The organism is Blautia ammoniilytica (assembly GCF_025566965.1).
GTDB classification, from domain to species: domain Bacteria; phylum Bacillota; class Clostridia; order Lachnospirales; family Lachnospiraceae; genus Blautia_A; species Blautia_A ammoniilytica.
This window is the reverse complement of sequence record NZ_JAOQJL010000026.1, coordinates 42,115-54,894: the sequence shown is the minus strand read 5'-3', so window position 1 is coordinate 54,894 and position 12,780 is coordinate 42,115. Positions and strand designations below refer to the sequence as shown.

At 40.1% G+C, this 12,780-nt stretch carries 11 protein-coding genes; all 11 read right to left on the bottom strand.

All coding sequences use genetic code 11. The features are described 5' to 3' along the window. Positions 1-69 precede the first annotated feature (69 nt). The 11 genes from OCV61_RS12675 to OCV61_RS12625 all read right to left on the bottom strand — a co-directional run bounded on the left by OCV61_RS12675 (position 70) and on the right by OCV61_RS12625 (position 12,780). The gene (locus OCV61_RS12675) at positions 70-228 is read right to left on the bottom strand and encodes a Maff2 family mobile element protein (RefSeq protein ID WP_158422093.1); all 159 of its coding nucleotides are present in this window, start codon (positions 226-228) and stop codon (positions 70-72) included. A gap of 279 nt (positions 229-507) precedes the next feature. Further along, positions 508-2,412, bottom strand: coding sequence for a VirD4-like conjugal transfer protein, CD1115 family (locus OCV61_RS12670; protein ID WP_158422092.1), 1,905 nt, complete (start codon positions 2,410-2,412; stop codon positions 508-510). A 35-nt stretch (positions 2,413-2,447) separates the two neighbouring features. After that, positions 2,448-2,957: a PcfB family protein gene (locus OCV61_RS12665; RefSeq protein WP_158422091.1), complete on the bottom strand. Its 510-nt coding sequence runs from the start codon at positions 2,955-2,957 to the stop codon at positions 2,448-2,450. Beyond that, on the bottom strand, positions 2,947-3,231 hold the full coding sequence (locus OCV61_RS12660; RefSeq protein WP_158422086.1) for a hypothetical protein: 285 nt from the start codon (positions 3,229-3,231) through the stop codon (positions 2,947-2,949). The genes OCV61_RS12665 and OCV61_RS12660 overlap by 11 nt, the downstream gene beginning before the upstream one ends. After that, the gene (locus OCV61_RS12655; RefSeq protein WP_173770139.1) at positions 3,212-3,352 is read right to left on the bottom strand and encodes a hypothetical protein; all 141 of its coding nucleotides are present in this window, start codon (positions 3,350-3,352) and stop codon (positions 3,212-3,214) included. The genes OCV61_RS12660 and OCV61_RS12655 overlap by 20 nt, the downstream gene beginning before the upstream one ends. A gap of 85 nt (positions 3,353-3,437) precedes the next feature. Next, positions 3,438-9,380, bottom strand: a complete 5,943-nt coding sequence (locus OCV61_RS12650; RefSeq protein WP_158422085.1) for a SpaA isopeptide-forming pilin-related protein — start codon at positions 9,378-9,380, stop codon at positions 3,438-3,440. 671 nt (positions 9,381-10,051) lie between these two features. Then, positions 10,052-10,537, bottom strand: coding sequence for a hypothetical protein (locus OCV61_RS12645; RefSeq protein WP_117639532.1), 486 nt, complete (start codon positions 10,535-10,537; stop codon positions 10,052-10,054). Next, a complete protein-coding gene (locus tag OCV61_RS12640) occupies positions 10,530-11,090 on the bottom strand; it encodes a hypothetical protein (protein WP_117639530.1) in 561 nt (186 codons plus the stop codon). Before OCV61_RS12640 ends, OCV61_RS12645 begins: the two co-directional genes overlap by 8 nt. 84 nt (positions 11,091-11,174) lie before the next feature. Then, positions 11,175-11,750: a hypothetical protein gene (locus OCV61_RS12635; protein WP_158422084.1), complete on the bottom strand. Its 576-nt coding sequence runs from the start codon at positions 11,748-11,750 to the stop codon at positions 11,175-11,177. 11 nt (positions 11,751-11,761) lie between these two features. Continuing rightward, positions 11,762-12,163 (bottom strand): hypothetical protein, encoded by a 402-nt coding sequence (locus tag OCV61_RS12630; protein WP_117639526.1) that lies wholly within the window; start codon positions 12,161-12,163, stop codon positions 11,762-11,764. 17 nt (positions 12,164-12,180) lie between these two features. Beyond that, positions 12,181-12,780 carry a hypothetical protein gene (locus OCV61_RS12625; RefSeq protein WP_158422083.1) on the bottom strand — a complete coding sequence of 200 codons (600 nt, stop codon included), beginning with the start codon at positions 12,778-12,780 and terminating at the stop codon, positions 12,181-12,183.

Sequence of the window (12,780 nt, the reverse complement as noted above, 5' to 3'; positions counted from 1 at the left end):
TCACAATTTATTCTTGTAGCCTGCCGCTGATACCGTCTGGATTGTGCATTCCCTTTCTTTTTGTTCCCTTTAATTAGCCATGAACTGCTTAATTCCCTGTGATTTTGCACCTGGGTTATCATTTCCGTATCCTTCCAGAAGATTGATAACTCCCCATACGGCAAGTCCGGCACCGATTGCCACCACAAGGGTCTGTAAAATATTAATTGCTGAAGCAAAAAACGCCATATAATCACTTGAAAGTCCAATATAGAAAACAGGATTTTCTCTATTTGTCCCGTTTTTGCACATTAAAAAACCGCCGTTTCTTCCGGCGGTCAGCTCTTTCCATATTGGTTTCTTCTCCTTTCCAATTTTTTTGTTTTAATTTTTGTATTTGTGCAATGAGCCTGTATTCCATATTTCCGGTTCAGCACGAATAGGTGGGTAAACATATCTGCCACCTGTTTCTATGTAAAACTGCATTTTCCCCTTTCCGGACTTTGCGACACGGTGTCGCAAAGTTCCTTAATTTACTGTTTTTTCTGTTTCATGTTCTTCTGCTTCATTTCCATCCACCTCATATAAGTCAAATTCTTCCTGTCTCCTGATTTTAAGCTGATGCTTCATATATGCTTCCACATCAAAAGCATTCTTCTCGTCATAATCGGACAACTCCCGGTATCGCTTATGCTTCGTAATGTCAAACTTGTCACTCAAAAACGGACGCACCCCTCTAAGCTGCAAAATACATTTATTTCCATCCATAACCGATAGTTCATCCCGGCTCATCAATTCCTTCCCTGTTTTTTGATAATTAAGCCCATAGGAACGGCTTTGTCCACGTGTGTCAGATGTGTTATAAAGGTCAATGGTTTCCTTTCCAAGTGTCTCTGATATTTCCTTTAAAGTTGTACTTTCCTTTCCTCCCAGAAACAGCATCGTGTCGCAATTCCCGCTGATTGTTTCGGCTGCATCCTTATAAATCGTCTTTAACTGGCTCTGGGACTGCAAGATAATGGAGGCAGAAATTTCTCTGCTTCGGATGGTTGCAATCAGCTTGTCAAATTTTGGAATCTGTCCGATGTTTGCAAATTCGTCTAAAAGCAAACGTACATGGTAAGGTAATCTTCCTCCATGTACATCATCTGCCCTGTCACATAACAGGTTAAAAAGCTGCGTGTACATAATCGCAACAATAAAATTGAAGGTATCATCCGTATCAGAGATAATGACAAACATTGCCGTCCTCTGGTCTCCAAGCATATCCAGTTCCATCTCATCATAAGAAGTCAGTTCCCGAAGTTCCGCAATATCAAATGGCGCAAGTCTCGCACCACAGGAAATCAGGATACTTTTTGCTGTCTTACCTGCCGCCAGTTTGTATTTTTTGTACTGTCGCACAGCAAAGTGTTCCGGGTTTTCTGCCTCCAATTCCTCAAACAGCTCGTCCACCGCATTTTTAAATTCCTCATCATCCTCTCTTGCCTCAGAAGCATTGATAAATTCAAGCAGTGTGGCAAAATTCTGTTCGTCCTCCGGTGCTTCATAATAGATGTACCCAATCAGGGCACAATACAGAAGCCTTTCGGCCTTTACCCAAAAATCTTCGGAAGATTTTTCTCCTTCGCCTTTGGTATTGGCAATGATGGTATTGACCAGCTTTAAGATGTCTTTTTCACTGCGGATATAGCGGAAGGGATTATAATGCATACTTTTTTTGAAATTTATGGTATTCAACACTTTAATCCGGTATGGTTCATAAATAACCTTTCCCTGTTTATCCCTGACTGGCTTGCCGTTTTTCATCTTCGGTGTACCACGGCGGAGCATTTTCCCGCACTCCACCAGAATCGTCCCCTTCGGATCAGTTACAACATAGGAAACATTGGATGGCATCTGCATTAAATTCGGCTTTACATAGAACCTTGTTTTACCGGAACCGGAACCGCCGATAATGATTACATTTTTGTTTCTTGCATATTTAGGCTGTTTCGGGCGGCTGTTCATGGTAAGCCGTTCCGTCTGTGTCAAAAGGATATTATTTTCAAACACTGGATCAATAAAAGGTGCGATGTCTTTCTGGTTTCCCCATCGGGCAGAACCGTATTCCTCTCCCTGCCGGAATTTCTTTGCATTTTTCCCTTTCAGGTACACCATTGCCTTAATCACTACAGTGGTAATCATCCCAACTGCCATATCAAAGATATGGAGACTGAGAATTGGATTTGAGAACGCCATCTGGAAATTCAAAAACAGCACCCCCAGACGTTCTATTGCGGATTCCCCAACACAGAACCGATACAGCCATGCCAGCTTATCTGCCAGGTAAAAAACAATTACATAGGGAATATTCATCATAAGCAGACGTTTCTTATCCACCGCAGGCATCTGTCCGGCAATGTCCTGTCCTATTTTTTTCAAAACTGTCATAACTTCTGACTCCGGCTTCTTTTTATGCTTCCTGCTCAATGTTCCTGCCCCCGATTCTTCTGTTTCATCTTTTCCCTCTGCCTGTGCTTTGCCACACGTTCCATTGCCAAATACAGTTTCTTCCGGACAGATACTTTTTTGCTTTTCTTTAACTGCCATCCGGTATATTCCTTAAAAGCGGCAGTTATGGAATCCACTTCTTTCGCCTTAAAAAAGACATAATATTTCGGAGGTTCTGCCGACCTGTCTTTCTTCAGGCAGTAGTCTATATCATATTTTCTGGCATATTTTTCAAAAGACCGGATATTCCCATCTGTAACCTCAATATTAGAAAGCTCCTGATTGTGTGCTTTCAGTTTTTCCATGCTCTGTTTCCCATGATATACGGTTTCTTTTTTCTGCCCCTTTCCAGAAATTTTTTGCCGCTTTTGGGACTGTTCCATCTCCCTGAGCAGCTTCTGCAGCGATGCTTTTAAAATCTGTGCAGAAATTTTCCCTCCCCGTATACACAAAGACACCACCTTTTCATTTACTTCATCCTGCAAGACAATCACCTTCCTTCTCCCTGACTGCTTTCTTCTGTTTTATTTCCAGCAGAATCTTCTGCAGGCAGTACCCGATGCAAGGAGAATATCTTCCATAAGGGCATCCCTCACAGCACCAAGTCTCCTCTTTCTCTTCAAAAGGTTCCTCCGGCAAAAGCCGATAATAGCATTCTTCTTTGGAACATCCATTCTTCCGGCTATTCCAAAAATAACAGTAAGAGCAGTCCTTTGGCTTATCCTCTGCATATTTCTGATTATCCGCTTTCTTCTGCATCCTGTTTTGCTCTCCTGTCCAATTCTTCCAATCTCCTGTCCTCCTCTGCCCCTACACGAATACAGCAATATAGGCTAACTGCTATGACCACTGCAGCTCCGCCGATAATAATTCCAATCATCTCCATACACCTCTTTCGTCCATCAACAAAAAAACAGGGTGTTTCCAAAATGACCAGCACTTCGGAAACACCCAATATTTCTTTTTTATTTTTTCTTTTTTAACAGGAACAGTGAACCCCCTGTTCCGCACAATGCAAGACCAGCAAGAAGCAGCCACAGCCGTATATTGCTATCATCACCTGTTTTCGGTGTGTCTGTCGGCTTTGAAGGTTCCTGCGGTGTCTGCGGCGTTTCCGAAGGTTTCTTTTCATCCTTCATGGATACCTTCTGAATCTCTCCGGTATCTTTTACAGAAAACTCCACATCCTCCGCTATCAGATATCCTTCCGGTGCTGTTTCCTCTCGCAGTATATAATCTCCAATCGGAAGTTTTTCCATATAATGCGGCTTGTCTGTAGAAGTCCAGCTTTCCACCGCATTTCCATCTTTATCAAGCACCGTCATTTTTGCCCCCGGCAATTCTTTCCCCGAAATATCCGTTTTGGAAATCTCAACCTTTGTCACATCGTCTTTCATTTCCACTTTCTGAACTTCTGCAGTATTTTCAACAGTGAACGTAATACTTTCCGCTGTCACATAACCATCTGCCGGAAGTGTTTCTGTCAGAGTATATTCTTTGCCGACTTCCAGTTCTTTGATAATGTGCGGCTCCGTACCGGATGTCCACTCATCTACCACAGTTCCGTCCTGATCGGTTACTTCCAGTTTTGCACCCGGTAACTCTTCTCCTGTGGTAAGGTCAGATTTTGTGATTTCAAAGATAGTTGCCTCATTTTCAAAGGTGTGCTCAAAAGTAACTTCCGGCACATCCGCTCCAGCATACTCGAAAGTAAATTCTTTTACTTCTTCTGTCGTAACAAAACCTGCAGGTGCTTTTACTTCCTTCACATAGAAGCTGCCACCTACCGGAAGATCTGCAGTAAAGAAGATTTTTCCATCCTTGTCAGTCGCTTTCTGCTCCATAATGGTATCTGCTTTTACAAGCACATCACCGTCAGTATTCTTAATATCTTCTTTGGCACAAAGGGCAAATACGCCGCCCTCCAGCACACGGTCAGAATCTTTCTCTTTTTTGGTTACGATCACTTTTGCTTTCTGACGGCTGTTCTGCCATTCAGAATCGAAAGTTACCACCGGAGTATCCTGATCACGATAAGTCAGATCAATGTCTCTCGGCTCTCCGTCCAACACAAAACCATCGGCTGTTTCTTTTTCTACCACATAGTATTTTCCAAGCGGCAGGTCATCGGTTCTTGCAATGCCAAGTTCATCGGTTTTGATGGTTGCTACCAGTTCATCCTTTTTGTAATAATCATCACTTTCTCCGTCAGCGGCTTTAATATCTTCTCTGGCATAAATTTCAAAGGTAACGTCTTTCAAAGAGCCTGTCACATAACCCCAGATGGAATCCATTGCTCCTGCAACCATGTCATTCCAGCTCACTTCACTTAAGAATTCACCTTTTTTGTTGATGATGATACGTCCAATCGGAACGTCATCCTTCATTTCCACTTTCTGAATCTCTGCAGTATCCGTGATTGTAAATTCCACTTCTTCTGCTTTTAAGTAGCCATATGGCGCAAATTCTTCACGCAGGATATAGGTTTCCCCGACATGCAGACGTTTGATGATATGCGGTTCCCCTTTTACGGAAGTCCATTTATCAATTTCATTTCCATCTTTATCAAGAACCGTTAGAGTTGCACCATCCAGTTCCACGCCTGTGGTAAGGTCAGATTTTCTAAACTCAACCGTTGTAGGCTGATTCTTAAAGATTTCTTTCAGGCGGACAACTTCTACATCCTGACCCTGATAAGAAACAGTCACTTCGATAATCTCATCAGAAGAAACAAATCCGTCCGGTGCCTGTAATTCTTTGATATAGTAGCTTCCAAATGGTAAATTCTGTTCAAAAATTGCTGTTCCATCTTCGCCTGTGACGGCTGTACAAAGCTGCTCATCTGCTTTCACAATCACTTTTCCCCCGGCTTTGATGTCTTCTTTTGCATATAAACCAAACTCTGCTCCGGCGATGGTGCTGCCATTTTCCGCATCCTGTTTTTCCACGGAAATTTCCACTTTCTGACGCTCATTGATGAACTCTACGCTTTCCACCACGGCAGGAGTATCCTGATCCACATAGACAAACTGCACATTCTGCTCTGCTTTCTTATGTACAAAACCATCCGGTGCTGTTTTTTCTACAACCCTGTAATTTCCAAGTGGAAGATTTTTGATTGTGGCACTTCCTGTTTCATCTGTTGTAAGCTCTGCCACCAAAGTATCTTTGGCATACTCTAAAATACGGTTTCCGGCATCGTCTTTCTGAAAATCTGCAGTATAAATATCTTCTGCAGCGTAGATTGCAAAGACTGCTCCGGCAAGGTTTTCCATCTCATATTTGAAGTCCTTTCCGTAGTCTTTCAGAACTTCACCTTTTTTCACTACTGTAAGTTCCCCTTTTACCGGATGATTTTCATAAACCACTTCGATAATGGCATCTCCTGAAACCGGTTCAATCTGATACAGAGTATCGCTATCTACTTTAATTTCCGCATAATTCTTGTTGATGGTATATCCATCGGGCGCTGTCACTTCTTCAATACGATAATGACCGATTTTCAAATTCTGCGGAAGGATTAAATATCCATCAGCATCGGTAAAATAGGATTTATGTACAATAGTAGTCGGATAGGTCGTTACCTGTTCTACATATTTCTCATTATCCATATCGTAAATCTTAAATTCTGTTCCAGCAGCCAGCACTGTTTTCTTTGTTTCATCGTCCTGTTTCGTGATTTTCAATTTGGCAGAAAACTCATCATCCAAAAGCACACGCCATACCTGCGGCTCTGTCGGCTTATGCTCTGTGATTCTTACAATAAAATCATCCACTGGTTTATAATTATGCGGTGTCGTTGTCTCTCTTACCACATAAGTTCCATATGGAAGTGGAATGGATACTGCATAGCCTTTTTTATCGGTAAAGATTTCAGTTGCCCCATTTTCTCCAAGTACCACCGGAGTAACGGAATCAAAGTCATAAGTTCCATCTTCTTTCACAGTTAAAGAAGATACCAGATAAGCAGTAAATCCTGCGCCTTCAAGAAGTGCTGCATCGGTATTCCCGTTATTTGCAGCCTTAATAATCTGGAACGGCTGCTTCTTGACCTGCTCTAAGGATGTACAGCTTCGTTCCACCACAGCCACTAAATCCCCTTCATAATCACAGACAAGATCATATTCATTTTTATCTGTCAGATAACCTGTCGGCGGTGTAATTTCTTTCACAAAATATTTACCGAGATACAGGTTTTCTGCAACTGCTTCCCCTTTTTCATTGGTTGTCAGTGATGCCACCTTATCCCCGGCTTTATAAATCACACCTGTTGCCCCATCCGGATGTACGATATCTTCACGTGCATACAAACCATATACTGCTTTTTCCAATGTGGCATCGCCCTGCGGTTCTGCTTTGTTTGTTTCTGCATCTTTTTTCTTCAGGAAAATCTTTGCTGTCACACGTTCATTTACAAATGTATGGGAGAAAGAAACGTCAGCTTCGCTGTCATTGGTATATGAAAATTTAAAAGAATATATATCTTCTTTATTTCTCTGATACCCGGACGGAGCCTGTTCTTCTTTTACATAGTAAGAATTTCCAATCGGAAGATCCGCTGTAAATATCGCTGTCCCATCCTCACCTGTGACTGCCTTTTCAATCAGAGAACCTTTCTTCACAACCACAATGCCGTCTGCGTTTACAATATCATTTCCGGCATACAAACCGAAAATACCGCCATCCAAAGGTTTTTCTGTATCCTTATCTTTCTTTACCACGGATACTTTTGCTTTCTGTCTGTCATTGATAAAAGTAGTCTCTGAAAATACCGCTTCTGCATTCTGCCCTGCATAAGATAACGTCACTGTCTTTTCTTCTTTTGCGTTATAAAAGTTTTCTGGTGCCTGCATTTCCTTCACAATATAAGTTCCGAGATGGAGATTTTTTAATACTGCCGCACCGTTATCTCCCGTTACCAGATGCTCTTTTACCAGCTCGCCTTTCTTATATACCTGTGCCCCATAAGCGGTCATTATATCCTCTCCTGCATATACAGAATAAACAGCACCTTTTTGTCGGCGTTTCTCATAGCGGAACACAATGCCTTTCTCGCTTAAATCTGCACCCGTCAATACCTGTCCCTCTTTATATACAGTGAGCTCTCCAAGCTGTTCTTTATCCGGAACAGTTACAGAAGTAGACTGATTTGCTACAAGTTTCACATTATATGCGGATGTATTGATACGATACCCGGTTGGTGCCGTAATCTCTTTTAAATATACCGTATCTTGTGTTTTCACAATTTCCACAGAGGCCGTACCGTTCTTATCTGTCTTTGGCATCTCCTTGATAAGCTGTGTACAGTTTTTATCTTTATAAATGCCGAACACTGCACCGGACAGTTTCGCATCCTCTTTTTCAGAATCTACTTTTACAACCTGAACTTTTGCAAGTTCCAGCCATGTAACCTGAAAAGAAGCCGTAGTTTCTTCCTCTATTCCCTCTCCAAAAACCAGTGCCAGATTTTGCGTATCGGAACCTGTGGTAATTTTATAAGCAGAATAATCCTTTGTTATGCTTCCTTTCATCTTTGCAGACCAGTTTTGTCCCACATCTTCCGTCTGGGTCAACGGCGCTGAAAGAAAAAACGTTGTACCTCCTTTTACTACAACATCTGCCCCTGCATTGCTGATTTTTCCTGTGGATACGTTATGAAACTTTACGCCCTTTGGCAGTTTCATGGTAATGGACTGTCTGCTGTCTGCCTGAAACGTTACTTCTTTTGTTCTCTGGATATTTCCATCTACATAAGCAGTTACTTTGTCATCTGAAAATGCCATAGCCGCATCCGGGATTTCCGGCTGGCTGACCGCATAACTATATAATTCTTTTGCCAATGCGATTCCGGTATCATTCGCCCCATAAAAAGCATCTTCACTTCCCTCTGCATAGGATGCCGCAAGATGTGTCACGACAAATCTTTTTCCGGCTGAAAAATCGGGATATTTCTTATCAAAAAAACAATCCTCTCCGCTTGCATTTGTCCCATAATAACACACTTTGGACAATTCTTTGCCGTCTCCCAGTTTTGTAATTTCATATACTCCGCTGCCCGGTCCCGGCTTTGACGGCTGGATGCAGTATGCGGTTGCCGTCACGCTTCCAAACTTTACGGTAAACGGACAAGTCAGGTAGGAACCCAGACCATAGTCTGCATAATAATACCAGCCGCCGGAACTTACCTCTACCTGTGATGAACGCAGCATTTTAGGATTGTATGCAGTAAAAGTAACCGTTTCTCCTTCCTCCAATGCCAAAAGGTCCACATTCCCTGCAATCATATGGTTTTTAAACTGTTCCATAACATCTAAAAGTTTCAGGCCACTTTCCTCATCATAAGTGTCCTGCCCTTTTAATGCTTCTAATGCCTGATTCAGTTCTGTTTCCGAAAGTTTTTTCTTATGCGAGTCCGTCTCGCCTTCCTCTGCATCCTCTCCCCCGGTCTGATCATTTCCGTCAGAATCCTGTGCATTTTTCTCTTTATGGATTTCCGCTGACGGCTCTCTTACCACAATATTTCTTTGCACATGATAAGACGGATGACCACTGACAGGCTCTACAAAATACACTGCATGATACGTATCTGCTTTATTTCCATCAAATGCCTGTCCATTCTGGTTCTTTGCCTCGTGGTACGTGACCTTTACTTTTTCCGGATGAATCTTCATTCCTGAGAAATCACTTTTCACGTCAAAACCCGTTCCTGCTTCTACTTCATAATCTTCCGCCGTTACAATCTCATCTTCAGCAAGGGCACCCTTTACTTTTTCCATGTCAGGATATTCTGCTTCGTAAGCCGCTGGCTCCGCTTCTGCCGCATAAGTGGTAACTGGCTGCATAATAGAAGAAATGATTGTCAATGCCGAGAGAAATCCCGATACGATTCTCTTTGATTTCCCTTTCATTCGCTAAGTACCTCTCTTTCTTTGTTTTTTGCCATTCTAATACTGTCCTGTTTCAAAAATTTTTCCTAAGTTCCCATATCTCTTTACCTCCTTTTTTACTTGTACTGCCCATAACAGTACATGAATACAGGGAACTTCCCTAAGCGGAACTTCCCTGCATGGTATCTACTGTTATACAGCCCGTAACCGGACTGTTTTTTTATTGAGCGTTTTTCCTGTTCTCATCCTGAACCCGTTCCCTGCTCCGGTTTTCTTTCCGCAGCGTTTTCTCCGAAAGGGTGGGCAGAATGCCCACTCCATGCCGGGTATCTATCCAGGCAGGCTATGAAATTATCAAGGTACATATAAAGGGATTTTTGAAATAAGAAAATACCCTCTCACTAATCGCAGGCTGGAGAGGGTAAAAATTGACCGTTTATAGAAATTTTTTGTTATATGGATTTCAAAGAATTGTCAGTGTGTTTTCTATCGCAACAAACACCAGCATTATTAAAGAGAATTGTTAAAACAACACTAGCGTATTTGATACAAAAAACGGGAGAGAACTGCATAAAAAACAATTCTCTCCCGTAATCATTATTCACATTAATTTTTAATTAGCCCAATCAAGATATGTAGAATCAACCAATATACCTCTACTTTCCTTAAATGTGTCTACCAATGTACATTCTTTAGTATTCAGTCTCTTTTTTACATTCATTATATGAATATAACGTATTAAGATAATTATGGTATTTTATAGAATCAGTTTCTATTTCACCAACATCTATTCCATGAAGAATCGTAATATACATTTCAAGCATGGCACAATTACTATATAGTCTATCCGTATCATTATCATACACAACACAAAGAAAAGGTTCTAATGCATATCTGCTATGAAAATACAAATAGAAACTATGGCTTATTTCATTGTCTTTAACTATATAAATATCTGACACATTTAAATTTTTAATTGGTAAAGTTTCCAACGTGGCACGTGTTATAGCGTCCATCTTTTGTATGGATACTTTTTGATATAAAACAAATTTTTTCATAAGAATTTCAAGAACATCTCTTGTTTTCTTATACGGTTTTACAATGCTGTTATTATATTCTCGTTTTAAGTCATTTATAAACGATTCTGTCTCTGGATTTATTAAAACTTTTTTACACATCAACCCATCCACCTATTTCATTAAATTTAATCCAATAATCTTCGTTGTAAAAATAGCATCGGAGATTATTTGTTGAAATATATACACTTTCTTCAGTGTCAGGAATCACGCAAGTACCTATTGAACGATATCCTTGTGTTGCAGATAATCCATCAATAAGAAAACCTTTACTATAATATTGTGAATCACCTACAATATATAGGTTATCAGCCCTTAACGCTTGAACCGCATTAGAACCTTGCCAACGAATATAAATCGTATATAAGGTAGGAATTCCACCAGTTCTTCCACTCAGGACACATGTTACCGTTGTAAAGCCACTACGAAGTTGCCCTGAATAGTTACCGTTTTCATCCAAAAACAGACGTCCATCAAATGTCGTAGAAGGTCCATCGAGAGACATTATATCAGCATTCGTATTTGTCTCTATGTCGGAAGCAAATACTGTTTCAAAATTTATCGACAACAACAAACAACAAGCCAAAAATATGCTCATTACTTTTCTAATTTTTTTCATATCCATCTTTATATGGTTTTTATTAAATCTGAACATTATCGCTACCTCCAATCGTAGAATTATCAGTTGTTATTCTTTACATTAAGCATACGTATATTTATCTTTTTCAAAGAAAATAACCTACTGAACAAATTTTAATGTATCAAAGTCAATCTCTGGTACCGTAACTGCTCTTCCTGCACTTTTGGCAGCACTTAAATAGATATAGTCATTCACAATCCATCCCGGACAACCGATTGAGCTGTCAGACACCTGCCACCAAATATAGTTTTCATTCAAAGAATAATTATCATTTAACAAAACCCAATCTTTTCTGGTTTCATACAATAACCCATTAATTACTCCGGAAGTGCTCGGTGTGTTTCTTAAACGAACACCATTTCCTTTTACATATGCGAGATAGTAATATTCTTTTGACTTCATCAGTGTCTTCACATCTGGATTTTCTTCCCAGATTTTTTCAATCTCATTCTGATCTGTGATAATTTCAAGATCGGCAAATACTTCGTTTTGGTCTAAATACTTTTGAATTCTGGGATTCTCTGAAACAATTTCATTAATGGTTTCTTTGTCAGTCACAACTTCTAAATTTGCAAAGGGCTCTTTAACTTTCTCTGCCGCAAATGCAGTCACAGAACTGGTTACTACAACACAACAACAAATGAATAAACCACATAAACGCTTAATTTTTCTCATATTTCTTTCTCCTAATGTGGTGCATGTGAATATGCAAACTGCCAATCAGAAAGACTCTTTAGAGCAGCGCCACAGCATTTGCACATAATAACTCTTTTGGTATAGACCCAGCATTCAGTAGGACTTACTTTCGCATGACCATAAAGAGTTGTCTTAACCTGATTGCATGGAATATGCGTACAGGAAGCTCTTAAATTTTTATCTGAGACAATGTTTACCTCTTTATCAACATCCAACTGTTCCATAAAAGAATCTGCTATTTCCTCTGATACGCTAACTTCCTCGCCATTTTCATTAAAAAATGAAACTTCAACCTTTTCCGGCTCCTGTTCTGCTGCTGAAACACTAATCGTCGGCACCAAAATCAGTCCACATACTAATAATATGCTCCATATTTTTTTGATTGTTTTCATATTCTTCCTCCGTTTTATTATTTTTTTAACATTTCAACACTACACTGTCCATCTCTCCTTTCCAATATCAATGTAATTCTTTCGACCATTTTTCCGTCATAATTACATACTTCAATATTTAGTGTTGAACTGTCAGTTTCTGGTATTTTAATAACATTCCCGTCCTGATCTCTGAAATTTATACTATTCATTCCATCTGGCATCCAAAAAATCTTATTTCCATTTCTGAAAATATTATCAGCATTCAAGTTTTGTTCATTTTCTATCGTATAATATCTGCTTCCTTCTTCCACACTCATTTCCAGAACATACCCATATCCCAATGGAGTTCTTTGTTTTTCCAAGTTTACTCTCTCATTTAGTCTTAATTGCACCATTTTATCCCCAGTTGCCGCATAAACTACTAAATCAGGAGATTGCAGGTAATAATTTACAGAAAACATTATCATCATAGCTAATGCAACTACTGCTACACGATAATATCCTCTCATAAGAACTTTTTTTCTTCTTTGGGATTCAATTCTCTTTTTGTATGCTATAAAGAGTTTTCTCTCATTCTGCTCTGTCAGCACAATATCATCTGCTAATTTTGACATATCCTCTAATTTTTTTTCCAA

What these genes read in the sequence shown, in the direction of transcription:
- OCV61_RS12650 (WP_158422085.1), bottom strand. Translation starts at nt 9,380, where the DNA reads ATGAAAGGGAAATCAAAGAGAATCGTATCGGGATTTCTCTCGGCATTG.
- OCV61_RS12645 (WP_117639532.1), bottom strand. Translation starts at nt 10,537, where the DNA reads ATGTGTAAAAAAGTTTTAATAAATCCAGAGACAGAATCGTTTATAAAT.
- OCV61_RS12660 (WP_158422086.1), bottom strand. Translation starts at nt 3,231, where the DNA reads ATGCAGAAGAAAGCGGATAATCAGAAATATGCAGAGGATAAGCCAAAG.
- OCV61_RS12675 (WP_158422093.1), bottom strand. Translation starts at nt 228, where the DNA reads ATGGCGTTTTTTGCTTCAGCAATTAATATTTTACAGACCCTTGTGGTG.
- OCV61_RS12635 (WP_158422084.1), bottom strand. Translation starts at nt 11,750, where the DNA reads ATGAGAAAAATTAAGCGTTTATGTGGTTTATTCATTTGTTGTTGTGTT.
- OCV61_RS12670 (WP_158422092.1), bottom strand. Translation starts at nt 2,412, where the DNA reads ATGACAGTTTTGAAAAAAATAGGACAGGACATTGCCGGACAGATGCCT.
- OCV61_RS12630 (WP_117639526.1), bottom strand. Translation starts at nt 12,163, where the DNA reads ATGAAAACAATCAAAAAAATATGGAGCATATTATTAGTATGTGGACTG.
- OCV61_RS12655 (WP_173770139.1), bottom strand. Translation starts at nt 3,352, where the DNA reads ATGATTGGAATTATTATCGGCGGAGCTGCAGTGGTCATAGCAGTTAGC.
- OCV61_RS12640 (WP_117639530.1), bottom strand. Translation starts at nt 11,090, where the DNA reads ATGTTCAGATTTAATAAAAACCATATAAAGATGGATATGAAAAAAATT.